Source organism: Teretinema zuelzerae, assembly GCF_021021555.1.
Classification (GTDB): Bacteria; Spirochaetota; Spirochaetia; order Treponematales; family Treponemataceae; genus Teretinema; species Teretinema zuelzerae.
In genome coordinates, this window is sequence record NZ_JAINWA010000003.1 from 783,574 (window position 1) to 807,855 (window position 24,282).

Annotated in this window: 15 protein-coding genes, 2 tRNA genes and 4 pseudogenes; 10 read left to right on the top strand and 11 right to left on the bottom strand. The window is 47.3% G+C overall.

Translation table 11 applies throughout. The annotated features are described in order from the left end of the window. Positions 1–105: 105 nt before the first annotated feature. The 4 genes from K7J14_RS10775 (at position 106) to K7J14_RS10790 (ending at position 4,174) form a co-directional block, all read left to right on the top strand. A complete protein-coding gene (locus K7J14_RS10775; protein ID WP_230756064.1) occupies positions 106–2,289 on the top strand; it encodes a methyl-accepting chemotaxis protein in 2,184 nt (727 codons plus the stop codon). A 59-nt stretch (positions 2,290–2,348) separates the two neighbouring features. Beyond that, a complete protein-coding gene (locus K7J14_RS10780; RefSeq protein WP_230756066.1) occupies positions 2,349–3,551 on the top strand; it encodes an HD-GYP domain-containing protein in 1,203 nt (400 codons plus the stop codon). A gap of 97 nt (positions 3,552–3,648) precedes the next feature. Then, a complete protein-coding gene (locus tag K7J14_RS10785) occupies positions 3,649–3,960 on the top strand; it encodes a hypothetical protein (protein WP_230756068.1) in 312 nt (103 codons plus the stop codon). After that, positions 3,950–4,174: an SHOCT domain-containing protein gene (locus tag K7J14_RS10790; protein WP_230756070.1), complete on the top strand. Its 225-nt coding sequence runs from the start codon at positions 3,950–3,952 to the stop codon at positions 4,172–4,174. Before K7J14_RS10785 ends, K7J14_RS10790 begins: the two co-directional genes overlap by 11 nt. Before the next feature lie 455 nt (positions 4,175–4,629). Here the strand turns inward: K7J14_RS10790 and K7J14_RS10795 are convergent, their stop codons facing one another. From K7J14_RS10795 to K7J14_RS10810, 4 genes and pseudogenes are all read right to left on the bottom strand, one after another. Then, on the bottom strand, positions 4,630–5,928 hold the full coding sequence (locus K7J14_RS10795; RefSeq protein ID WP_456243438.1) for a transposase zinc-binding domain-containing protein: 1,299 nt from the start codon (positions 5,926–5,928) through the stop codon (positions 4,630–4,632). A gap of 239 nt (positions 5,929–6,167) precedes the next feature. Further along, entirely contained in the window at positions 6,168–6,524 is a 357-nt protein-coding gene (locus K7J14_RS16395; protein WP_408033986.1) for a transposase, read from the bottom strand. A 200-nt stretch (positions 6,525–6,724) separates the two neighbouring features. Beyond that, positions 6,725–8,851, bottom strand: a complete 2,127-nt coding sequence (locus tag K7J14_RS10805) for a heavy metal translocating P-type ATPase (RefSeq protein ID WP_408033995.1) — start codon at positions 8,849–8,851, stop codon at positions 6,725–6,727. A 637-nt stretch (positions 8,852–9,488) separates the two neighbouring features. Continuing rightward, a pseudogene (locus K7J14_RS10810) lies at positions 9,489–10,433 on the bottom strand (transposase); the annotation flags it as partial. 590 nt (positions 10,434–11,023) lie between these two features. Between K7J14_RS10810 and K7J14_RS10815 the strand changes: the two are divergent. Then, on the top strand, positions 11,024–11,392 hold the full coding sequence (locus K7J14_RS10815; RefSeq protein WP_230756074.1) for an ArsR/SmtB family transcription factor: 369 nt from the start codon (positions 11,024–11,026) through the stop codon (positions 11,390–11,392). A gap of 4 nt (positions 11,393–11,396) precedes the next feature. Next, positions 11,397–13,763 (top strand): heavy metal translocating P-type ATPase, encoded by a 2,367-nt coding sequence (locus K7J14_RS10820; protein ID WP_230756076.1) that lies wholly within the window; start codon positions 11,397–11,399, stop codon positions 13,761–13,763. A gap of 277 nt (positions 13,764–14,040) precedes the next feature. Here K7J14_RS10820 and K7J14_RS10825 read toward each other — a convergent pair whose 3' ends face one another. The 4 genes and pseudogenes from K7J14_RS10825 to K7J14_RS10840 all read right to left on the bottom strand — a co-directional run. Then, the gene (locus tag K7J14_RS10825) at positions 14,041–14,427 is read right to left on the bottom strand and encodes a hypothetical protein (protein ID WP_230756077.1); all 387 of its coding nucleotides are present in this window, start codon (positions 14,425–14,427) and stop codon (positions 14,041–14,043) included. Between the two features lie 227 nt (positions 14,428–14,654). Continuing rightward, a pseudogene (locus K7J14_RS10830) lies at positions 14,655–15,482 on the bottom strand (transposase); the annotation flags it as partial. Between the two features lie 258 nt (positions 15,483–15,740). Then, complete coding sequence (locus K7J14_RS10835; RefSeq protein WP_013102105.1) at positions 15,741–16,403, bottom strand: CadD family cadmium resistance transporter; 663 nt, start codon at positions 16,401–16,403, stop codon at positions 15,741–15,743. Positions 16,404–16,777: 374 nt separating this feature from the next. Next, a pseudogene (locus tag K7J14_RS10840) lies at positions 16,778–17,317 on the bottom strand (transposase); the annotation flags it as partial. 92 nt (positions 17,318–17,409) lie between these two features. On the opposite strand from K7J14_RS10840, the pseudogene K7J14_RS10845 reads away from it, so the two are divergent. Next, positions 17,410–17,541, top strand: a pseudogene (locus tag K7J14_RS10845) (IS256 family transposase); the annotation flags it as partial. A 95-nt stretch (positions 17,542–17,636) separates the two neighbouring features. Then, positions 17,637–18,839 (top strand): IS256 family transposase, encoded by a 1,203-nt coding sequence (locus K7J14_RS10850; RefSeq protein ID WP_230756082.1) that lies wholly within the window; start codon positions 17,637–17,639, stop codon positions 18,837–18,839. Between the two features lie 493 nt (positions 18,840–19,332). Here K7J14_RS10850 and K7J14_RS10855 read toward each other — a convergent pair whose 3' ends face one another. From K7J14_RS10855 to K7J14_RS10865, 3 genes are all read right to left on the bottom strand, one after another. Continuing rightward, the gene (locus tag K7J14_RS10855; RefSeq protein WP_230756084.1) at positions 19,333–20,472 is read right to left on the bottom strand and encodes a tyrosine-type recombinase/integrase; all 1,140 of its coding nucleotides are present in this window, start codon (positions 20,470–20,472) and stop codon (positions 19,333–19,335) included. Positions 20,473–20,690: 218 nt separating this feature from the next. Further along, positions 20,691–20,762, bottom strand: a tRNA-Pro gene (locus K7J14_RS10860). Positions 20,763–20,881: 119 nt separating this feature from the next. Then, positions 20,882–20,955 (bottom strand) — tRNA-Asp (locus tag K7J14_RS10865). A 150-nt stretch (positions 20,956–21,105) separates the two neighbouring features. Between K7J14_RS10865 and K7J14_RS10870 the strand changes: the two genes are divergently transcribed. Then, complete coding sequence (locus K7J14_RS10870; protein ID WP_230756086.1) at positions 21,106–22,593, top strand: hypothetical protein; 1,488 nt, start codon at positions 21,106–21,108, stop codon at positions 22,591–22,593. A gap of 4 nt (positions 22,594–22,597) precedes the next feature. Then, positions 22,598–24,262 (top strand): 6-hydroxymethylpterin diphosphokinase MptE-like protein, encoded by a 1,665-nt coding sequence (locus K7J14_RS10875; RefSeq protein WP_230756087.1) that lies wholly within the window; start codon positions 22,598–22,600, stop codon positions 24,260–24,262. The last annotated feature ends 20 nt before the right edge of the window (positions 24,263–24,282 follow it).

The following is a 24,282-nucleotide window of genomic DNA, read 5'->3' on the forward strand; positions in this document are numbered from 1 at the left end:
TTCGTATTGTCGTATAAAATAATCCGCAGTACAATTTTCAATGAAATTATACTGTAGTAGTAGGAAATGACAAGGGATCACCCAACCCAGTTTCAAGGAGCATTTATGAGAGGAAAGAAATTAGGTGTAAAAATTGCGCTTCTCGTTGCCGGAATCGTCTTGATTTCGTACGCGGTCACGATATCCATAATCGCTTCTATGATAAAATCGTCGTCAGAAGAGGCCGCGTACAGTGAAGCAAAAGGATTAGCCCTGACGCAAGCGGCCGTTGCGTCCACTGAATTAACGTTCGTCCAGTCATCGGTAACCGAGTTATCGCGAATTCTCGCGATGTATGATATGTTTCCAGCTTCCTCCTCCATGTCGCTCATTGATGAAATGCTGAAAACCACTTTAATTTACGAACCACGGATCATAAATACCTGGGCCTTTTTTCTTTCCGGAAGCCTTTCCCGTACCGAATCAACCAGCTTCAGTTGGCATAATATGAAAGGTTCCATCATTAAAAAGACGGATATGTCGGAAGAACTTCCGAAAGACGCAAAATATGTTTTGGAATCGGGAAAACCCATTATTGCCGAACCCTATGCCATCGAAAAAGCTACAAATGATATGGAAGGTATGTCTGGTGACACGGAAATGAAGCAACTTGCCAGTAGCATCATCGTGCCCATAACCGATCAAAACGGGAAAATACTGGGCGTGGTAGGCGCGGATTTCAGCCTTTCATTCCTGCACGAACGGATGGGAAAGACCAAGGTGTTTGTGAATGGATATGGTGAGCTTTTGACAAACGATGCACGGGTCGTCATGGGAACGAAAAAGGTTCCCATCGGAGAGATTGCGCAGGAACTGGAGGATGACACCGGGGATCAAGTCAAAAAGACGATAGCGGATGGAGCTCCTTTTTCCCTTATAGCAAAAGGCGATGAGCATGGCGTCAAGGCATTTAAATATTTCGCCCCCGTCAATACCGGCATCACGGAATTTCCGTGGAGCTATCTCATTGTCGTCCCGTACAGCGAAATCATGGCAAAGGTATATCGACTTATATCATTGACGATAGTGATTGGACTTGCCTCGCTTGGAATCGTGATAGCGATTATTATGTTCGTCATCACTCAAATGATGCGGCCGCTCAATTTTACCATGGTCGCGCTCAAAGACATATCTTCGGGAGGTGGCGATCTCACGAAAAAAATAACGGTCGATCGAACCGACGAAATAGGAATGCTCGCTTCTCATTTTAATGTTTTTTGCTCATCACTGGCGTCGATGATAGGGAGCGTCATAACCGCGACAGAGCGGCTCGCAAGAACCGGTGAGGCGCTCGACCAAAACATGTCGTCAGTTTCATCGGCCATTACGGAAATTACTTCAAACGTACAGGAAATGCAGCAAGGAGCCACGCGGCAAACGCAGAGTGTTATTGCGTCGTCGGAAGCGACGACGCTTATCCTGGGAAAAATCGAGCGTCTGAAGGAACTCGTCAAACGGCAAGCATTGTGCGTTTCGCAATCATCCGCCGCAGTCGAGCAGATGATTGCCAATATCGGGATGATGGCCACGAATGCCGTTGACGCGGGAAAGCAATATGCCAGTCTTGTGCAGGCATCGGAAAGCGGCACCTCTGTCATTACCGATGTAAACCAGATCGCCCAACAAATTGCGGTTCAGTCCGCGTCTTTGAGCGAAGCAAACGAGGTAATCGCTTCCATTGCGTCGAAAACTAATCTATTGGCAATGAATGCAGCAATAGAAGCCGCGCATGCGGGTGACTTCGGAAAAGGATTTGCCGTCGTTGCTGATGAAATCAGGAGCCTCGCCGAAAGTTCAGCGGAACAGTCAAAAGGCATCGAGAACAATTTGAAGGCCATACAGGATTCTATCACGAGTGTCGTATCGGCATCGGAAAAGGCCGAAGTGACCTTTAATGATGTTCGAGAACGAATCACTATTCTCTATACATTGCAAGAAGAGCTTCAGAGAGCGATGGTGGAGCAGAAAGAAGGATCTACCTCGACATTGGAATCTCTCGCTGATATCAAAGGCGCAACCGCTGAAGTTGATTCAGCGTCGGAAGAAATGCGGACCGCTTCTGCTAAAGTAGTGAGCGAAATGGACTCATTGGTTTCCGCCAGCGAGGAGTTCAAGCGAGGAATGGAAGAAATTTCCATTGGTGCCTCGGAAATAAATAATTCGGTGTTGGCTGCCGCAGAGCTGACGAGAGAAAACCATGAGAATATTCTTGAGGTCTCGAATGTTACCAGCGGGTTCAAAATATCATGACAGGAATGCGAAGACGCTTTATTGGCAGGGTAAATATTCTTTTACAGTATTCTGTCTTCATGCTTTTCGTGATAATCGTTACCTCGATGATTCTTGGCTCGATTCTGACGAATTTTGTTCGCGGTCACATTATTCGCATGCATGGCGATTTCTATTCCCGAACGCTGTCTTTCGACGTTAATAAACTAATCGAGCAGGGATCGCAAAAAGATTTTACCGAGCTCATATCGAGGCTGGAAGCAAGTGGGCAATTGGTACATGCTCGCCATATCGCGATCTGGAACAGTAAAGGAACGCTCCTTTTTGGAGATGGTGAGTTTTTGCTTTCGTCAGCGACAAGGAGTGGATTCAGACGGGCGTTGTCGGGCGAATCTGATTTCCAGTATTTGAAAATCTCTGATAAGGAACCTCATAATTCCGAGATCGCCATCTTCTTGCCGGTCATGGATACCCATGGCGTTGTCAGCGGTGTTATCGCTTTCCATGAATCAGACACGGATTTATCCGTTGATCTGAAAGTCGCCGAGAGAAAAATCATTCTCTATATTTTCATCACGGGTTTGACTATTTACGCGCTTCTTTTCATGTTTTATTTCCGGTCGTACCGTCAACTCCGAAAAGCGACACAGCGGGTTGAACAAAGCCAGGACAGCATCATTTTCGCAATGTCCAGCCTATCGAGCCTGCGTGACCAGGAAACCGGAGGGCATCTGGAGAGGTGCAGCAAATATGTGGCTATTTTGGCGGAAAATCTTCGCAAAACGAAACAATTCAAACCATACATAACAAAAGAATACATACTGACCCTCGCCAGCGTAGCTCCATTGCACGATATTGGAAAGGTCGGGGTCGCGGATGCTATCTTGCGAAAACCCGGAAAATTAACAGAGCTTGAATTTGAAGAAATGAAACGGCACAGTGCGATGGGATCAGAAATACTCAAGATGGCACGAAACAGATTGTTGTTTCAATCGAATCTTGACCTTGCAATCGAATTGACTCGGCACCACCATGAGCGCTGGGACGGAAAAGGATACCCGGACTCATTGTCAGGCGGCTCGATTCCCTTGTCAGCGCGAATCATGGCTATCGCCGACGTCTATGACGCACTCAGATCGGAACGCTACTATAAGACCGGACTTTCCCATGACGAAAGCGTAAAAATAATCCTGGATGGGTCGGGAACGCAATTTGATCCCGAGTTAATAAGGGTTTTTCAATCCTGCCATCGTGACTTCGAGTCTGTTTTTTCTTTTCGCTGATTCACCAACTCCCTACGTTCAATTCATATGAGGTTCACACTGCTGTAGTAGATTTATATCGAACAACGGAAGGCCAAACGGCCTAAAGGAGATGAATATGAACTGCTGCGGTGGAAATCACGATCATGGAAATCATGACGATGGAAAGCATGTTGAGAAGAAATCATCGGGAATCAATCATGTTTTGATGACGGTACTTTGCTGTGGGTTGCCGATTTTGCTTCTGGCGCTCGTTCCTTTTATTGGCGGCCTGAACGGCAGCATCGGCGGATTCATTCAGCGGTATGCTTTTTTTCTCTGCCCCTTGATGATGGTTGGCATGATGCTGATGATGCACAGAGATCATCAATCACATGGTGAACACGAAGATCATTCTCGTAACGAGAAAAGGATAGAAGATGTTCGGTAATATTTGTTCCGGCTTTATGGGTTTGCATGGAATCGGAGGCTTCATTGTCATGGCGATTTTCATCGCAATCGTGGTTATCGCGTTGGTCGTTCTTTTCAAGGGCCGCGGGTCTGATAAAATGACTAACGACAGCGCCATGACAGAGTTGCGTTTGAGATTCGCCAAAGGTGAAATCACGCAAGAGGAGTATGAGAGAACCAGAACTTCTCTCTGAGCGTTCTGATTGCCTCATCGTCCCGGCTGCCATGTTTTGGCAGCCTTTTTTGTTTCCGGCGATCTTAATAACTCGTAGCTCCAGCATAATCCGAAGCACCGCGCTTTATAGAGCATGTGATAATCAGTTTGGGATAGTCAAACACTCATATTATCGAGTGTTTGACAAATATAGCAGATAATAACTGGTAGGAACTATCATTTCGGGATTTTTGCGGTTTTGAGTCAAAATTCGGTTTTTTCCCCCGAACTACAACTATTTTCCAGCCCGAACAACTGAACCAATCAAAAATTTTCGGCAACGCCGACACTGCGAAGTATAATTCCAGTCTATTTCTGCCGTCAAGCCCTGATTCACGCCAATGTGACAAAGCTCAAAGATATAACTCCCCCGTGAAGCCGTATGAACTCCGTTTTTGAGGTGTTATCCTGTTCTGCATAAACTTCGTTTGGGTATTATACCGAAACCAATTCCAGATGCGGGGGAGAACGAGCACAGACAGTCACTGGCTGATCTCGTTCTTGCTGACTTACCCATTCAATAATCTTGGTAAGCTCCTTGGGATCCTCGATTATTGCCACAACCGACATTGACCCGTGGCATCTTGGGCAAACAAACGGGTCAACTTCGTAGACTTTTTGTAACAACCTTGCCCAACTTTGTTTGCGTAGTTTAGACCATGCATCAGGGACTTGTACCGCTTCCTCATTCTCTGGCGGTTTTGCTTGAACAATTTGGGACTGGCTTGGGTGGTCTTTTTGCCAACCCTCTGGTGCCAATTGGTAAATATTGGGTCGCTGTTGCCACTGCTTACGGACTTTTCCAGCATATACTCCATAACGACGGACTAATTGAACCCGCCTCGGCGGTAAATGGGCTACCAGCTGGTCAACAAACTCAAAACCTTTGAAGGTTTCTGACTTTCCTTTGTAGAAGCCCTTTAGGCTGGCTGTCCAAATTACAGTGTCAGAAACTGGATCATACTGGATTTTTTCTGCACAGGTAGCGCCGCGAACGACATACTGCCCGAGGGCTTCACGATCAGCTTTGCTGAATAGTCTGGTTTCGCTCTCAATACTAAACCCAGAATGTTTCCAGTCTTTTAGCATGTTCACACGAGCCTGATTTATCAGTTCCTTTCGTAGAAACAAAGCCAAAATTGCTGCTTGCCAGACCTTGAGCATCCCTTCGTCGGCTCCGATTGGCAAATATATAAAGCGGTCGTACTTGGTAAACCCACCTTCCAGTACTAAAACATGCCAGTGCGGGTGGAATCGAGCGAATTCCCCAAAGGACTGGTAGCTGACGACAGATGCACATAGCAGTGGTCGCCCTGCAGCAAGGGAGAAAAATTCAGACAATAGCGAGAATATTAGCTTGGACACCTCTCCAAACAATCGTTTATCGGATTTAAAGTATGGTCTGAGAATCTTGGGAATCGTAAAAACAAATTGTCGATGCGGTAGATCAAGAAGCAAATCCTCGGATAGGTATTCAGCATAGAGTAAGGTTCGTTTTTGGTCGCACGAGGGACAAAGGTGGAAAACCTTGCACGAAAAAGGTCTGAAGTACGAATGGCCACAATCCTCGCAGCGAATTCGTGCAACACCTTTGGACCAGTCCGCACAATCAGTAAAATGCTCTAGGCGGTCAAGGATAGTTTGCGATGGACTGGCGTAGGCTTGGTAACGGGTTAGAGAATTGCGGACTATGGTCTGGATTATCCCTTCCCGATGGGGAATGTAGGTTCCCATATATATACATACGCAGAAAAACGATCATTTACTGGCAATTTGGAAGAAAAAAGCGGAAAATGTGGACTGACGCCACCTAACAAACGGTTTGAGCGGACTCGCGGGACAAGCCCGCTCGCAGCTCAACCGAATGTTAGCTGGACGCTTCGCGCAAGGAGAAAAGAATCATTTGAAATTATATTTTGCAGGTCCACTATTCAGCATTGCTGAAAAAACGGGGCTTCCGGGTTTTGTGTGGGTCATGCTTGAATTGCCCCATTGGGCAGCATAGAAAGGCCCCCTCTATGGAATAATATGGCCAAGCGAAAACGTGCTCGTGAACGAAAACCGCAGGCTCTGGATTTTATCTTTTGAATGGTTGCATTTGTCGATTCGGCTATGGCATTAGTTGCTTGCATTGTTATCGCATTGAGAATACCCCATAGATGACGACGGACCATTCTTCCAACTTTGATCATTGGAGACAAGCGTGATCGCGACATCCAACCAAGCAATTGCTTCCAGTTTTTCTCTGCAACGCCTCGGTATTTGAAATGCCAAAGCCCATTCGCCGTTTCCTTTAGAAATGTTGTAAACCATTTGGTTTCAAATAACAATTGAATGTTTACAAATTGAAAACCCGCAACTCAATAAAAAGAGCTGCGGGTAAAATTGTGTTAAGAATTACTATCCGATATTGTCCTTGAAATCAGGTCCAGATTAAAATGATGGAGTCCTGTTTTTTCTCGGAAATCCGTGGGTGTACGTATATCCTTGTACAGCACACCAGCCAGTGTTTTTTTGTTCCTGCTTCGTTTTATTTCGGGTCTAATCTCAAAAGCATTGCATTGATCGCAACAATAACGGTCGATAAGGACATGAGGACGGCGCCGAAGGCCGGACCCAAGGTAATGCCGATAGGAGCAAGGAGGCCAGCAGCAATTGGAATCGCGATAAAATTGTAGCCTGCTCCCCATACCAAGTTTTGTTTCATTTTACGTGTCGTCTTGTTTGCTAACTCGATAAAGGATTCAATATCCCCTGGATCAGACTGAGTAAGGATAATATCCGCAGAATCCAAAGCTACTTGCGTTCCAGCTCCGATTGCAATACCTACGTCTGCCAAGGCAAGGGAAGGTGCGTCATTGACCCCGTCTCCCACCATGATAACCGTCTTGTTTTGGTTTTTCATGGACTCGACCAGCTTGTACTTATCTTCCGGAGATTGATTGGCTTGGTATTGAATACCTAGAACTTCTGCAACTCCTTGTGCAGCTTCCTCGTTATCACCAGTAGCCATGAGTGGTTCAATTCCGTATTTTTTCAGCACCTCGATCAAGTTTCTGCTGGTTTCTTTCAGTTCATCTCCCAATGCGACAGCGCCGATTGCTTCATTATTTTCTACAAGGATACTTAAAGTAGCGCCTTTCGGAATATCCATACGCAATGCTTTTCCGTATGCCTTTTGGCTGATTAATTGATAGTGGTGGCCGTTCGCCTCCCCTTCTATTCCTGCTCCCGAAACGATTTCAATGGAGTCAAAGGAAACTGACTTAATGCCTTTTGCTTCAGCGTGGTTCACAATCGATTGGGCAATCGGGTGACTGGAGCCCGCCTCTATACCCGCCAACAAGCCTGTGATTTCTTCTTCAGAATATTTATCACTCAAAACAGTGACGTCCAACACTTTAAATTCACCAGTTGTTAAAGTACCTGTTTTATCCAATACCATAACATCCGCTTTAGTAGTTAATTCCAAAGCTTCTCTATTTTTAACCAGTAATCCTCGGCTTGCACCCAAACTAGTACTACGTGATACTACCAAGGGAATAGCAAGACCCAAAGCATGTGGGCAGGCAATAACTAACGTAGTCACAGTAAAGATAACGGCTGTAGGTAAATCTGCAATGATCATCCAGGCTACTAGAGCGATTAAAGCTACTACAACGGCAATGTAGAACAACCAGCTAGCTACTTTGTGAGCCACATTCTCTGCTCGAGATGGTTGGCTTTGTGCTTGGCTAATTAATGTTTGTACTTGTGAGATAAAGGACTTATCCCCTGTTTCTGTTACTTCTACATATAGGACACCACTACCATTTGTTGATCCACCAATGACTTGATCTTTAACATTCTTTTCGATTGGCTTAGATTCACCTGTTAAGAGGGCCTCGTTTACACGGGATTCTCCGCGAATAATGATACCATCAGCTGGAACATTTTCTCCTGCTTGAACACGGATAACATCTCCAACCTGAAGTTCAGACACAGGACGAGTTTCAATCGAATCATCTTCTAAAACAACATGAGCGTCTTTTGGCAATAATTCTGCTAGAGCTTTTTGCGCATCCCCTGCTTCACCCAATGCCTTCATTTCAATCCAGTGTCCTAATAACATGATTAAAAGTAACGTTGCAAACTCAAAGAAGAAGTCCATGACATGTTCTCCGGTCACATATCGAGCGGCCACTGCGTAAACACTATAGGCATAAGAAACCGTTATTCCCAAAGTAATCAAGGACATCATGCCTGGAGCTTTTGAATTAAACTCATCTTTCGCACCCATGTAGAATGGTTTTCCGCCATAAATGTATAGAATTGTTGCCAATACAGCTGCTACAACGTCTGCATAAGGAAAGATGATTTGGAAAGGCAACTGAATATCCATCAAAGGAGTAATGAGCAAGATTGCAATTCCTAATGGGAGTGACTTCAAGAAAATCTCCTTAAAGCTACCGTGATGGTGGTGGGCATGCCCTCCCATTGCGCCATGATCCATTTCACTGTGATCCATCGCACTATGGTCCATCTTGCCTTGATCCATATTGCTGTGATCCATATTGCTGTGATCCATATTGCTGTGATCCATCTTACTGTGGTCCATCTTGCCGTGATCCATATTGCTGTGATCCATATTGCTGTGATCCATATTGCTGTGATCCATATTGCTGTGATCCATCTTACTGTGATCCATCTTACTGTGATCCATCTTACTGTGATCCATCTTACTGTGGTCCATATTTCCATCTTTAAGATTGTTATCTTTTTTATTCATTATTGGCCTCCTTGTAAAATCATACATTCCGTGAACTTGAAAGACTGTTGAGCGCCTCTATACTTCAATGAGATAATTATTAACCATTTGGTTTCAAATAACAATTGAATGTTTACGGGTATTCGGATTTTATGTGTAGAGTTACAATTGATGTGAGACTTTCAAACTAAAAAATAGAATAGCGAATGGAATCCTGTAAAATAGAGTTACCACACTTTATAGAAAGGACACCACTCGCATGTCTATTATAACTTACACTCAACGGTTTTTGCCTCATGAACTTCACACTCGTTTCTATGCCTGTAAACTTTATTCTCAAAACAACGTTTCTGTCGCTTTCGTCACTCGACGTTATAAGAAAATTTTCGGCAACGCCGACACTGCGAAGTATAATTCCAGTCTATTTCTGCCGTCAAGCCCTGATTCACGCCAATGTGACAAAGCTCAAAGATATAACTCCCCCGTGAAGCCGTATGAACTCCGTTTTTGAGGTGTTATCCTGTTCTGCATAAACTTCGTTTGGGTATTATACCGAAACCAATTCCAGATGCGGGGGAGAACGAGCACAGACAGTCACTGGCTGATCTCGTTCTTGCTGACTTACCCATTCAATAATCTTGGTAAGCTCCTTGGGATCCTCGATTATTGCCACAACCGACATTGACCCGTGGCATCTTGGGCAAACAAACGGGTCAACTTCGTAGACTTTTTGTAACAACCTTGCCCAACTTTGTTTGCGTAGTTTAGACCATGCATCAGGGACTTGTACCGCTTCCTCATTCTCTGGCGGTTTTGCTTGAACAATTTGGGACTGGCTTGGGTGGTCTTTTTGCCAACCCTCTGGTGCCAATTGGTAAATATTGGGTCGCTGTTGCCACTGCTTACGGACTTTTCCAGCATATACTCCATAACGACGGACTAATTGAACCCGCCTCGGCGGTAAATGGGCTACCAGCTGGTCAACAAACTCAAAACCTTTGAAGGTTTCTGACTTTCCTTTGTAGAAGCCCTTTAGGCTGGCTGTCCAAATTACAGTGTCAGAAACTGGATCATACTGGATTTTTTCTGCACAGGTAGCGCCGCGAACGACATACTGCCCGAGGGCTTCACGATCAGCTTTGCTGAATAGTCTGGTTTCGCTCTCAATACTAAACCCAGAATGTTTCCAGTCTTTTAGCATGTTCACACGAGCCTGATTTATCAGTTCCTTTCGTAGAAACAAAGCCAAAATTGCTGCTTGCCAGACCTTGAGCATCCCTTCGTCGGCTCCGATTGGCAAATATATAAAGCGGTCGTACTTGGTAAACCCACCTTCCAGTACTAAAACATGCCAGTGCGGGTGGAATCGAGCGAATTCCCCAAAGGACTGGTAGCTGACGACAGATGCACATAGCAGTGGTCGCCCTGCAGCAAGGGAGAAAAATTCAGACAATAGCGAGAATATTAGCTTGGACACCTCTCCAAAGGACTTCGTGCCTGATGCGAACGTCGACGCGGTATTTTGTCATGAAAAAAGCGCTGTCTCGCGGGGTGAGGTCTTCGATACGGGCGACTTCTCCACCAAGGAAATATGGCATACCGCAACCCGAGTACGAGATGAACCGGTCTCATTCGTACACGATAATTTCCGCTTCTTCGCTGTTTCTCTTTGCCTTTGCGGCAGCAGAGGTTCCCGCCGCGACCGCGCCGATTATCAGTATTCGCATTGTCGACTCCTTCATATTGACGATTGTCTATATAATTGAAGATACGGCCCCAAGAAATGAGCGTCAATGTGCGAATGATGAGAAATTGGTTAAAAAAAACCGTATTTTCTCGACGCAAAATAGAACCAAACGGAATTATCCCTCCAGCACAAATATGGATTGATGAGCCACAATGCTTCACCGCTATCATTATATCTGTAGTGAGGAAAAATGATTACAAATACTGTTCCCACATGACGGTTCTGAGACTGGACAAACCTTTTGAGGCAGTTGATTAGTCATTGACTAATTACCTTCTAAAGATTAACATATTCTTGTATACGAATATGAGAATATGACAAAGAGGAGAGAAACAATGGATTTTGAAACCGAGGACGAATGTAAAATCCTCATAATCCATGAAGATCGCGTTATCAAGGCGCGTCGAGACATGCCAGACGAGAAGTTGCTTCAAAAAGCAGGGGACTTTTTTAAGGCGTTGAGTGATCCTGCACGTATCAAGATCGTAAACGCACTTTCGAGTACCGAAATGTGCGTCTGCGACCTGACGGCCGTATTGAACATGAACCAGCCGGCCGTATCCCAACACCTCAGGACTCTGAAGCAGGCGGGCATTGTAACGTTCCGGAAGGACGGGAAGGTGGTCTACTACTCGCTCCATGACGAAGAGACCAAGTCAATACATGAGAAGGTGATGCGGCATATTAATGCTGAAAAGGAGTAATCACATGAGAAGCGGAGATGAAGTTATTCGGGAGGACAGACAGGAATCAAGACGGAAGGTCTTCCATGTTGAAGGCATTACCTGCCTTGATTGCGCGCAGAAATTCGAGAAATCAGTAGCCGGCCTACCGGGAGTGAAAGCGGCGATGCTTAATACCATGGCGGGGAAGCTTACCGTGGAAGGTTCGTGCGACCTGGAGGCGATTCGCAAGCTGGGACGTGAAGAGGACTACAAGATCACTCCAATCACTGAGGCGCCGCCAGAGACTGAAACCCTTCTGCAGGTTGACGGCATCTCCTGCCTCGACTGCGCGGGGAAATTCGAGAAGGCGGTGAATGAGCTTCCGGGGGTGGCGTCGGCAAACCTCAATACTATGACCGGCAGGCTGACGGTTTCCGGCAGCGTCGATCTTGCGGCTATTCGCAGGCTAGGCAGCGAGGAGAACTATACCATCAAATCCGTCACGCAGGGAACGAAATCTAAGCCGCAAGTCAAGGAAATAGACTGGGACAAGCGCCGGGCAATCCTTTCCGGCATAGCCTTGATCGGCGGTTATGCGGCAGAGAAGCTCGGCGGCCCAATCTTTGCGTTTCTTCCACTCTACCTCATCGCCATCTTGCTTGGCGGCTGGTCCAATTTTAAGAAAGCGTCGCGCGCCCTTCCCCGCCTCAACTTCAATATGAGCGTTTTGATGAGCACCGCCGTCATCGGCGCCGTCGCCATAGGCCAGTACGAGGAAGGTGCCGTAGTTGCCTTCCTTTATGCGATCTCCGAGATGCTCGAGGAATGGACAATGGACAAAGCACGGCGTTCTATCCGCCAGCTCATGGACATCGCTCCCAAGATGGCGATAGTTCGGAGAAGCGACGGTGAGGCATCTATCCCGGTCGAGGAGATACTTGTTGGGGACGTGATGATTGTGAGTCCAGGCGAGAAGATCGCCATGGACGGAATCATCCTCAAGGGCGAATCCTCGATCAATCAAGCCGCGATCACCGGAGAATCCATTCCTGTAGAGAAGGGCCCTGGTGCCGATGTCTACGCGGGTTCACTCAATGCCCAAGGTTCGCTCGAGGTCAGGGTAACCAAGCTGGTTCAGGACACGACCATCGCGAAGATAATCCACATGGTCGAGGAGGCCCAGGGAAAGCGCGCACCGACACAAGCGTTCGTCGACAAGTTTGCCGCGATTTACACACCCATCGTAATGGCACTCGCCGTCGGAATCGTCTTCATCCCTCCTCTCTTTATGGGAGTGGCTTGGGCGCCGTGGATCTATCGCGGGCTCGCGCTCCTGGTTGTCGCGTGTCCCTGCGCCTTGGTGGTATCCACGCCGGTTGCTATCGTAAGCGCCATTTCCAATGCCGCAAAACACGGAGTTCTCATCAAAGGCGGAATCCACCTCGAGGAAGCCGGCTCTCTCAGCGCCATCGCGTTTGACAAGACCGGAACGCTGACTAAAGGCGAGCCGGCGGTAACGGACGTGGTACCTTTGGCGGGACAGTCCGACTATGAACTTCTGCAGATGGCCTCCAATCTTGAGGCCCGCTCTGAACACCCCTTGGCTGCTGCCATCGTCAAGTTTGCCGTGGCGCATGGACACAAGATCGATCCCGTCACCGATTTCACCGCCATAGCTGGCCGCGGTGCGAAAGGCACAATTTCAGGCGAGGCTGTCTTTATCGGAAACCCGCGCCTCTTCGCCGATCTCGGGATAACATTGTCCGCGAGGGTCGCGCAAGAAGTGGATCGTCTGCAGGGCGAGGGAAAGACGGTCATGGTCATCGGAAACGAGTCGAGGTATTACGGGCTTATCGCTATGGCTGATGAAGTCCGCGCTTCCAGTGCCACGGCCATAGAAGACCTCAAGCGGGCCGGTGTCCGGCACACGATTATGCTGACGGGCGACAACGGCGCCACCGCCAAGGCGATGGCCGCCCAGGTCGGCGTCCATGAGTATCGGGCCGAGCTCTTGCCTCAGGACAAGGTCACTGCGATGCAGGAGCTGATCGGGAAATATGGCAAAGTTGCCATGATCGGGGATGGAATCAACGACGCGCCGGCCCTCGCCTTATCCACGGTGGGTATTGCTATGGGAGGAACAGGTACCGATGCTGCAATGGAGACCGCCGACATCGTGCTGATGTCGGATGACTTGGTCAAGCTGCCGTTTACCATCAAGTTGAGCAGGAAGTCACTCGCCATCATTCGCCAGAACATTTCCTTCTCTTTGGTAATTAAGCTTCTGGCTGTGGTCGCCGTCCTCCCTGGATGGCTGACCCTTTGGCTGGCAATTCTTGCAGATATGGGTGCATCGATAGTCGTAACATTGAATAGCTTGCGACTGTTGCGCGTCAAGGATCGGGAATAAAGCGGAATGATGTAGGGGCATGAAACACTAGAATAATTGCATTTATAAGGGAGGCAGAAATGCCTCCCAAGAAGAGGAACGAACGATGAACTGCCCAAGGGTTCCCGGAGTTTGATCTACATAGGAGGAGTATCAATTCATTACACTGGTTGTGTCTGCCGAATCTCTACAATAGTTTGCCGTTATCTTGGCTTCTAATCAATGAGTGTGATGGATACAAGCAATCGACATATCCATCCCCTTATTTCAATTTGGAAGAATCTTGCGGTTCATGAGCCTATCGGTTCTTTCCTCCGCCCATCATGCCGCCGCGATTTCCATTCATCATGCCGCCTTGATAACCGCCCATCATACCACGGTCGAATCCCGAGAACTCATACGTTTTTCCCTTAATCGTTGCCTTGGTCACCGAGAAGTATGGCTGACCGTTGGCGTTCGTTGATGAAAACTCATAGCCTTCAAGTTTAAGGGTCGAACCGGCTCTAATATCATTATTATAGGCGTAGTAATAAAAATTCGGAAAATCTAGTATATATACGGTGGTTCCGGATTTAATAGCGGGTTCATCATTCACAAACGAGAGTTTCCCTTCCAGCGTCTTTTTTGTTGCCGCAGTCTGACTGGTAGGAACTATCATTTCGGGATTTTTGCGGTTTTGAGTCAAAATTCGGTTTTTTCCCCCGAACTACAACTATTTTCCAGCCCGAACAACTGAACCAATCAAAAATTTTCGGCAACGCCGACACTGCGAAGTATAATTCCAGTCTATTTCTGCCGTCAAGCCCTGATTCACGCCAATGTGACAAAGCTCAAAGATATAACTCCCCCGTGAAGCCGTATGAACTCCGTTTTTGAGGTGTTATCCTGTTCTGCATAAACTTCGTTTGGGTATTATACCGAAACCAATTCCAGATGCGGGGGAGAACGAGCACAGACAGTCACTGGCTGATCTCGTTCTTGCTGACTTACCCATTCAATAATCTTGGTAAGCTCCTTGGGATCCTCGATTATTGCCACAACCGACATTGACCCGTGGCATCTTGGGCAAACAAACGGGTCAACTTCGTAGACTTTTTGTAACAACCTTGCCCAACTTTGTTTGCGTAGTTTAGACCATGCATCAGGGACTTGTACCGCTTCCTCATTCTCTGGCGGTTTTGCTTGAACAATTTGGGACTGGCTTGGGTGGTCTTTTTGCCAACCCTCTGGTGCCAATTGGTAAATATTGGGTCGCTGTTGCCACTGCTTACGGACTTTTCCAGCATATACTCCATAACGACGGACTAATTGAACCCGCCTCGGCGGTAAATGGGCTACCAGCTGGTCAACAAACTCAAAACCTTTGAAGGTTTCTGACTTTCCTTTGTAGAAGCCCTTTAGGCTGGCTGTCCAAATTACAGTGTCAGAAACTGGATCATACTGGATTTTTTCTGCACAGGTAGCGCCGCGAACGACATACTGCCCGAGGGCTTCACGATCAGCTTTGCTGAATAGTCTGGTTTCGCTCTCAATACTAAACCCAGAATGTTTCCAGTCTTTTAGCATGTTCACACGAGCCTGATTTATCAGTTCCTTTCGTAGAAACAAAGCCAAAATTGCTGCTTGCCAGACCTTGAGCATCCCTTCGTCGGCTCCGATTGGCAAATATATAAAGCGGTCGTACTTGGTAAACCCACCTTCCAGTACTAAAACATGCCAGTGCGGGTGGAATCGAGCGAATAGGATTGGAAATTTCCCAAGCAGCACCTGCATTTCGATGAGATGTTAATTGGAAAAAACCATTGATAATGGGAATGGATTGCCCGTAGTCCATAAAATTTCTAACTAAATATTTAACAAACTGATCAATACTTAGTGTGAGAATAATGATCCAATACAAAGTCGTCACCTCAAAGTTTATTTTCTATAAAGATTTATACTCATTACTTTAAAAGGAAAGGGGATATAACAATAAAATTTTTGAACTATTACGGTTAATTAGGAATTTAAATTTACGAAGTCAGACCACAGGTTAGAAAATATATTATTTTCTGCCATGATATAAAATCCTAATCCTATAAACACAATTGGAATAACCCATCGGCCGTATTTCTCAAGTGTTTCAGAAACATATCTAAATCTTGCTAGACGATAGCCGATTAAACACCAAACCGCAACCATTATAAAGAAAGTAACAACTGTAATGACCAGTTGGTTGTTATTTAAAGTAGAAAAGAATGGAACATAAATTCCAATATTGTCTCCACCATTGGCAAATGTGATAAATGCTACACTTAAATAGAACTTATTAAATTTATTTAAACTAGAAAGAATAGCACCTTCATCTTCATCTTCACCCTTTATAAACAGTTTAACTCCTAAATAGATCGGGATTAGTCCTAATAAACCCACCCATTGATCAGGAATGAGTGTTACTCCAAATGTAGCTAAAAGACTGATTAAAACTAAAAGTGCAAAACCAAGATATTGACCAATGACTATATCTTTAGGATAAATACGATTTCCCTTCACCGTTCGTCCATTACTTGCTTTAGCTTGTGAACTTGCCTGAGAGAACAGCAACATCAAGACAAAAATGTCATCGATATTGGTTACTATAAAAGACCCTAAAGCAGAGAGAATGGTTAAAATTAAATTCATAAAAAAACTCCTTTTTAAATTGCTCCATAAACGGAATAATAGATATTTAGTTATGTTAGTTTGTTACACATTCTGTTATTCTACCTTATTTGATAGTAGATTACTGGTAGGAACTATCATTTCGGGATTTTTGCGGTTTTGAGTCAAAATTCGGTTTTTTCCCCCGAACTACAACTATTTTCCAGCCCGAACAACTGAACCAATCAAAAATTTTCGGCAACGCCGACACTGCGAAGTATAATTCCAGTCTATTTCTGCCGTCAAGCCCTGATTCACGCCAATGTGACAAAGCTCAAAGATATAACTCCCCCGTGAAGCCGTATGAACTCCGTTTTTGAGGTGTTATCCTGTTCTGCATAAACTTCGTTTGGGTATTATACCGAAACCAATTCCAGATGCGGGGGAGAACGAGCACAGACAGTCACTGGCTGATCTCGTTCTTGCTGACTTACCCATTCAATAATCTTGGTAAGCTCCTTGGGATCCTCGATTATTGCCACAACCGACATTGACCCGTGGCATCTTGGGCAAACAAACGGGTCAACTTCGTAGACTTTTTGTAACAACCTTGCCCAACTTTGTTTGCGTAGTTTAGACCATGCATCAGGGACTTGTACCGCTTCCTCATTCTCTGGCGGTTTTGCTTGAACAATTTGGGACTGGCTTGGGTGGTCTTTTTGCCAACCCTCTGGTGCCAATTGGTAAATATTGGGTCGCTGTTGCCACTGCTTACGGACTTTTCCAGCATATACTCCATAACGACGGACTAATTGAACCCGCCTCGGCGGTAAATGGGCTACCAGCTGGTCAACAAACTCAAAACCTTTGAAGGTTTCTGACTTTCCTTTGTAGAAGCCCTTTAGGCTGGCTGTCCAAATTACAGTGTCAGAAACTGGATCATACTGGATTTTTGTTAGTGTACAATTCTTTCTGTAAATTGGGTTGAAAAAAGCAGGCCGATCGGGCTCAAATGGTAAGTGACCAAACCAACCATAAGGAGAACCCGATGGCCTACGAATCAGAGTATACACTTTTGGAGCAAGTGATCCAGATGCTGGCAGCGAATGGGGACAATAAATTTTCTCGTGTTATCGAAGTGGTCGTCAATGAGGCCATGAAGATCGAGCGAGCAAAGGCTCGTTAGTGTACAATTCTTTCTGTAAATTGGGTTGAAAAAAGCAGGCCGATCGGGCTCAAATGGTAAGTGACCAAACCAACCATAAGGAGAACCCGATGGCCTACGAATCAGAGTATACACTTTTGGAGCAAGTGATCCAGATGCTGGCAGCGAATGGGGACAATAAATTTTCTCGTGTTATCGAAGTGGTCGTCAATGAGGCCATGAAGATCGAGCGAGCAAAGGCTCTCAACGCCGAACCATATGAACGCACGGAAGAGCGTACTGGGCATGCCAATGGATTTAAAGACAAGACGCTCAATCTTGCGACCGGGAAAGTCCTCTTGAAAGTACCACAAGTTCGCGGGATGGAGTTTTATCCCAGCTGCATCGAGAAAGGCATGCGCAGTGAGCGTGCTCTCAAGCTCGCCATCGCCGAAATGTATGTCAAAGGAGTAAGTACCCGCAGGGTCTCGGATATCGTCGAAGTTCTTTGTGGCACCGAAGTCAGCTCGTCCCAGGTCAGCAGGCTGGCAAAGGAACTCGATGAAGAGATTACGTCTTGGAAGGCGCAGCCTGTCGGACAGATTCAATACTTGGTACTTGATGCGACCTATGAATCGGTTCGCGTCGGTTCCCAGGTGGTCAAGCAGGCGCTTCTAGTGGCTATTGGCGTTGATTACAGCGGGAATCGGTATATTCTTGACGCCGAAGTCGCGAACAGTGAGGCAGAGGTAAACTGGCGTTCCTTTCTCGAGGGTCTCGTACGACGAGGGATGCACGGCCTGCGAATGATCACCAGTGATGACCACTCAGGACTGCGCGCTGCAATCGATGCTGTCTTCCCTGGAATTCTGTGGCAACGCTGCCAGTTTCATCTGCAGCAGAATGCCCACTCCTACGTCACGAAAAAAGATGACATCCCGCTGATAGCCGCTGATATTCGGAAGGTGTTCAATGCACCTGACCGCGAGAACGCGGAACGATATTTGCAACAGCTCGTTGAAAAATATCAAAAAACCCATCCGCATTTAGCGGCTTGGGCCGATGAGAATATACGGGAAGGATTGAGTGTATTCAACATCCCGGAGAATCACAGGAGGAAAATGCGAACATCGAATCTGGCAGAGCGCCAGATGAAGGAGATCAACAGGCGAACGAAAGTAGTAGGCGTTTTCCCGAATGCGGCCAGTTTACTTCGTCTCGCGGCTGCCATGCTGATCGAGCAAAATGACCAATGGCAGAATGATAAACGGTACTTGCCGGAGTCAAACGATCGACCTGCTTTGAACGAAATTTACAGAAAAAAGGTTGCATAATCGAAACTATCCGAACTTCTTTTTTCTTCTTCTTATATTCATTAACCTCAAAAGCATTCTGTATTATACGGGATAGCCTATCTTCGGTTAAACGCTTTTCTTGAATACCACCAAAGATATCGCTTGCGGGAATATCTAAATACCTAAGAATTATGTCCATCAATTCTAGACGATTAAATAATCCGTTAGAGTCCTTGGTTCGTTCGTATTGTTTTTTGAAAGTCGTAAAAGAGTCACCAATTCCACATACTTTGACCAAATGTTTATAGAGTTTTTCGACTCCACCTAGTTGTTCGACTCTCTTCTTTAAGAACACAATTCGATTATTGTGTGCAGTAATATACTCATGTTCATTCTGTCTATAAGTCGTAATATTCATGTTATTCCTCGTATAACTCATTTAATAAGGCGACAAATCTGTCGTTTTCACGACAAATTTTTTCTACACTTGAGACCCTCAAAATGTCTCCGTGCAGAACCCAAACAGCTCGTTTTATGCCTCTTTCCCCTGGGAAACAGCCTTTTCCATCCGAGCCTTCGTATCGGCAAAATCTACATATCCTTCCGCGTTCGTATATCGTCGAACCATATCCAGGGTCTTATGACCGCTTAGACGGGCTACGATAAAATCCGGTAATCCGGTACTCTGCGCGAGAGTCACAAAGGTATGACGGAGTCCGTGATAGACAAGGTTCCGATTTTTCCGTTCATCTTCAGTTATGCCCAGAAACTTCAGAATTCGTGTAAAGGCACGATTTATTGTGACAACATCACAAGGCTTCTCAGAATCCACAAGATTCGGTACGGCATAAATACCTGTTGGATAGAGAGAAACGACAGTTTTAAGAGTTTCGATTAGTATGGAGGGCACAGGAACCGAGCGAATGCTATCACATTTTGGTGCTTTCAAGCCTTCTTTTGTGTTTACGAAATTGTGTCGAACATGAATTATGCCCTTCTCAAAATCAATATCATCAACATGAAGACCTCTCACTTCGCCGCGCCGTAATCCGCCAAGCGCACCAAGCAGGAAAATCGCTTTCGCTCGATAGTCATCATTATAAGAGACTACACGAGAGAGCTCGTCAACGGTAATGACTCCGCGTTCTTTGGGTGTTTCTTCGTGACTTTCAACGGATAGAAGGGGATCAGGGATTCCTTTTTTTTTGCAGAAAACAGCCATCGGCCGTTTAATAGCAGCTAATCCAAGATTGATACTTCGCCCTTTTAAACCGGTTTCGGCGAGCTTATCAGCGAAGGCATCAAGTTCGATAGGCGAGATTTCACTCATGCGTTTGTCACGGAGAAATTCTTCGAAATGCTTGAGACCGTACACACCCGTATACCGGTAAGATTCCGAAAGGGCCTTTCCTTTCAGCTTCCGGGATTTAAAGTACGGTGAATTCTCAGACCAGAACTCGGAACAATATTGGAGTGCAAGTGGATCCGATGAAGACGGTATGATACCGTGATGTAAATCCGCTTCTGCAAGCCTCATAGCTTGCAGTTTAGTTTTGGCTTCGGGATAACTTTTCGATTTGATCGTGTTTCCCGATTCGTCTTTGAAGCGTACCTGATAGTACTGCTTCCCTTTCGTGTTCCGTCGCTTTAGGACGATAAAGGTTGAGGGCATAATTCTCCCCTGGCATCGCGTAACGACAAGTCACCGAAACGCAGGGTGAATTATCCGCTCACAAAGAGATAGTGAACCGGACTTTCCGACTTTAGAAGGGCCATGAAAAAAAGGTTTGCGATTTTTTTTGGTGCAAACCCAGGTGCAAAGTCTTAAACTTTCCACTCCATAGCCAGAGAACTGACTTGCAAATCCTTACAACATAAGGACTTTTTAAGTCGGGCAAGGGGGAATTGAACCCCCGACCTCTTGGTCCCGAACCAAGCGCGCTACCCCTGCGCTACTGCCCGTAGAACCGGTCCGGGAAGGACCGGCGTATATGTAAACAGGATCCCATTAGTAAGCCGCTTTGACGGATCCTGCTGCGGCGTTAGAAAAAAAAAGCCCGTCAGAGACTGACAGGCTTTAGCGGGAGCGACGGGGATTGAACCCGCGATCTCCGGCTTGACAGGCCGGCGCGATAACCAGCTTCGCTACGCCCCCGTGATGAGACTCACTATATAAAAAGGCGGAAAAAGTGTCAATAGCTTTTAACAAAAAAACGCGCGCGTTAAATTTCCTTTAATTGACAGAGGGTACCAGCCGTGATAATCTAGTTGCTACCTATATATCAGACGTCAAGAAGGAAGTTCTATGTCAGCCCTTAAAAAAAATTTGATCTCTATAGGAGCGGTGCTCATTCTCGCTCTTTCCGTAGTTGCATTTGTCTTCATACCGGCTCTTGGCGGCTCTTCCGCAGGAAAGACGATTTCTTTCGGCGAGTGGGACGGCAAACCCATTGAATACGCGCAGGACACCTACCTCGTGCGGCAAATTCAAGCCATTTCCGACCAGGTCGAAAGCCAGGGCCAGGAAATCAATCAATTTACGTACTATCAGATCATGCAGTCCGCTTTCAGGTCTGCTGCTGTCCGCATGGCGGTGCTCGACAGTCTGGAGGAAGTTAACTATAGACTTCCCCGCTCGATCGTCGACAAAAACCTTGTTTCCTATTATCTCGACGAAAGCGGCCGGTATTCAGCAAAGAAATTCAACGAAACTCCCGAAACAACGAGAGCCGGCTACCGTGCCGTCGTAACCGAGGAGCTCACCGCCCAGCGATATCTCCAGGACACGCTGGGAACCGCGGTTCCCTACGACGGGGAAAACACCCTCGTATACGGTTTGAAAACCTCGACTAAGGAAACAGATCTTATCAAGTCCATGGCCGGTCCTGAACGAAGCTTCGAATATGTAGCGTTCAACACCGCCGACTATCCGGAAGCAGAAGCCGCAGCTTGGGGACGCGAGAACAGCGCCCTCTTCGTAAAGCACAGCTTTTCCGTTATCACTTCCGATCAGGAAGCCGTAGTCAAGAAAGCAGCAGCAGCGGTCGCATCAGGCGAATCGACGTTCGAAGACGCCGTCGCGACCTGGTCCACGAAGGCAGGCACCGACGCAACCGGCAAGCTCCTTAAATCCTATCGCGCAGACATTAATCAGCTTTTTACCGACGCGGCAGATCTTGAAAAAGTTCTCGCTCTCGCAGCCGGACAAACCAGCGAAGTGATAAAGGCCGGCTCCGATTTCGCTATCGTCCGCTGCGATGCCGATCCCGTCCAGCCAGACTTCTCCGACAAGGCGCTTCTTTCCGCAGTCAACTCATGGATGAAAATCAATGAAAAAGGACGCATCGAAGACTACTTCGTCGCCCGGGCTTCCTCGTTCGCGGCGCAGGCCCGGACATCCGGTTTCGACGCGGCTGCCTCATCCTTCGGCATAGAGAAGAAAACAACGCCCTCTTTCACCATCAACATCGGAAATCTCGAAATCATGTCGGGCATTCCGTCGGATTCCAACCCCGAGCTTTCAGCCGCTGTAAGCGACGAACTTTTCTACAAGACGGCGTTCTCGCTGGCCTCAGGCGCGGTTTCAGAACCGGTCGCGCTGGGAAGCTACACCGTCGTCCTCAAGCTTCTTGAAGAAAAAGCGACCGATTCCCAGATGCTTGAAATGGTGCCCCTTTTCTACAACTACTATGCCACGAACTGGGCGCAGGAAACTCTTTCGAACATGGTCCTTGCCGACAAGCGCTTCAAGGACGATTTCATGACGACCTACCTCGAGTATTTCCTGAACTGATAGAGTGGCTGATTCTCACGAATCCCGCAACGAAGGGCCTCTCCTGGTTGATACCGGGAAAGGCCTTTCTGTTTCCTGGAAGGGAAGGTTTCTCTATTCTTCCCGAGATCCGGCGGCCCTTCCCGTCCGAACCGCCCTGCAAGCTACAATTCGCCCGGAAACGCTCGTATTGTGCCCCTCTCCCCTTTTAGGGTACGGCATGCGCGAACTCCTCGATGCCATGCCAGCCTCCTGCTCGATCCTCGCCCTCGAAGAATCGGAAGAACTCATGTCCGTAACTGCTTCGATGCTGCCCGCCTCGATAAAAGACAATCCCCGATTCCGCTGCTTTCGCCTCGATTCGCCCGCGCAGGCGCTGCATATAATAGAAGCCATTCAGGGATTTCCCTTCCGCCGCTGCCTTCGTCTCGATCTTTCGGGCGGAGCCGCTCTTAATCCGAATTTTTACCGGGAAGCTCACGCCGCGATAGACGAGCATCTATCGCGCTGGTGGAAAAATCGTTTCACGCTGATGAGGCTCGGCCGCGGCTACGGACGGAATATCTTCAGAAACATGCCAGCGCTCCTGAGAAGCAGATCTCTTCAGGATCTCTTTCCCGACGCAATGAAAAAACCGATATGCGTCTGCGGAGCGGGACCGTCTCTCGACCGGCTCCTGCCGGAACTCCTCGCGCATCGAGCGGATCTTTTCATTCTGGCAGTCGACGCCGCCGTACCATCCCTCATCTATTCGGGCTTGAAACCGGATCTTATACTGGTTCTGGAATCCCAATTCTGGATCGAAGAATCTCTGTACGCAGCCGCGCGTTCAGGAATCCCGGTTTTGGGGGATCTGACGGCCCGCCCGGGGGCCCTCTCGATACCGTCTGGACCGGCTGCTTTCTGCCTCACCGAATACGCCGACATGGCGTTTCTCAAGCGGTTGAAACAAGAGTTCCCGTTGCTTCCGCGGTTCATGCCTCTCGGCTCAGTCGGCTTGACCGCCCTGCAGGCGGCTCGCTCTCTAGCGCATCCGAACAAACCTGTATTATTCTGCGGCCTGGATTTTTCATGGAAAGCCGGGTATACGCACAGCCGGGAAGCCCCTGCTCCCGCGCGCGAACGGAGGGAACAGTCCCGCTTCAGACCCCTTCAAGGCGATCCTTCTGAACTGAAAACGGGAGTGCGCAGGGCGGCGGGAAAGCAGGGCGCGGCGTATACCGATCCCGCGCTTTCCGGATACGCGCAATCCGCAAGAGAAATGATGAAAACCGGTAGTTTCCTCGATCTGGGAGAAGAGGGGCTGCCGCTCGGAGTCCCGGGAATCCGGCTCGGCCGAGCGATAGCGGAATGGATGGATCCGAGCGCAGAAAAGAAAGCAGGGCTAGCGACCCGCACGCAACAGACAGGAGCATCGTCATCCCGAGCAGATTCTTTTCTCCGCACGGAAAAAAAGACACTGGAAAACTTGCGCGGCATTTTGACGGGAGAGTCCGGCGAAACAAACGATTCGACGCCGGAAGAACAGAGTCTCAGAGTTCTGGAGATTCTCCGAAGCTGCGACTATTTGTGGACGCATTTTCCCGACGGACATCGGGGTCCTTCGCTTGAAAAAGCATTTTTAAACCGGGTCCGCGTGGAGATCGAATACTTTTTGAAGTCGATCGATACCGCCCTTTCGGAACTTTGAAAGGGCGTACCGCGGTAATC

Bases quoted from the DNA above. Each gene is read 5' to 3' on its own strand.
- K7J14_RS10775 (WP_230756064.1), top strand. From the start codon at position 106: ATGAGAGGAAAGAAATTAGGTGTAAAAATTGCGCTTCTCGTTGCCGGA.
- K7J14_RS10780 (WP_230756066.1), top strand. From the start codon at position 2,349: ATGCTTTTCGTGATAATCGTTACCTCGATGATTCTTGGCTCGATTCTG.
- K7J14_RS10785 (WP_230756068.1), top strand. From the start codon at position 3,649: ATGAACTGCTGCGGTGGAAATCACGATCATGGAAATCATGACGATGGA.
- K7J14_RS10790 (WP_230756070.1), top strand. From the start codon at position 3,950: ATGTTCGGTAATATTTGTTCCGGCTTTATGGGTTTGCATGGAATCGGA.
- K7J14_RS10795 (WP_456243438.1), bottom strand. From the start codon at position 5,928: ATGGGAACCTACATTCCCCATCGGGAAGGGATAATCCAGACCATAGTC.
- K7J14_RS10805 (WP_408033995.1), bottom strand. From the start codon at position 8,851: ATGGATCACAGCAATATGGATCACAGCAATATGGATCACAGCAATATG.
- K7J14_RS10815 (WP_230756074.1), top strand. From the start codon at position 11,024: ATGGATTTTGAAACCGAGGACGAATGTAAAATCCTCATAATCCATGAA.
- K7J14_RS10820 (WP_230756076.1), top strand. From the start codon at position 11,397: ATGAGAAGCGGAGATGAAGTTATTCGGGAGGACAGACAGGAATCAAGA.
- K7J14_RS10835 (WP_013102105.1), bottom strand. From the start codon at position 16,403: ATGAATTTAATTTTAACCATTCTCTCTGCTTTAGGGTCTTTTATAGTA.
- K7J14_RS10850 (WP_230756082.1), top strand. From the start codon at position 17,637: ATGGCCTACGAATCAGAGTATACACTTTTGGAGCAAGTGATCCAGATG.
- K7J14_RS10855 (WP_230756084.1), bottom strand. From the start codon at position 20,472: ATGCCCTCAACCTTTATCGTCCTAAAGCGACGGAACACGAAAGGGAAG.
- K7J14_RS10870 (WP_230756086.1), top strand. From the start codon at position 21,106: ATGTCAGCCCTTAAAAAAAATTTGATCTCTATAGGAGCGGTGCTCATT.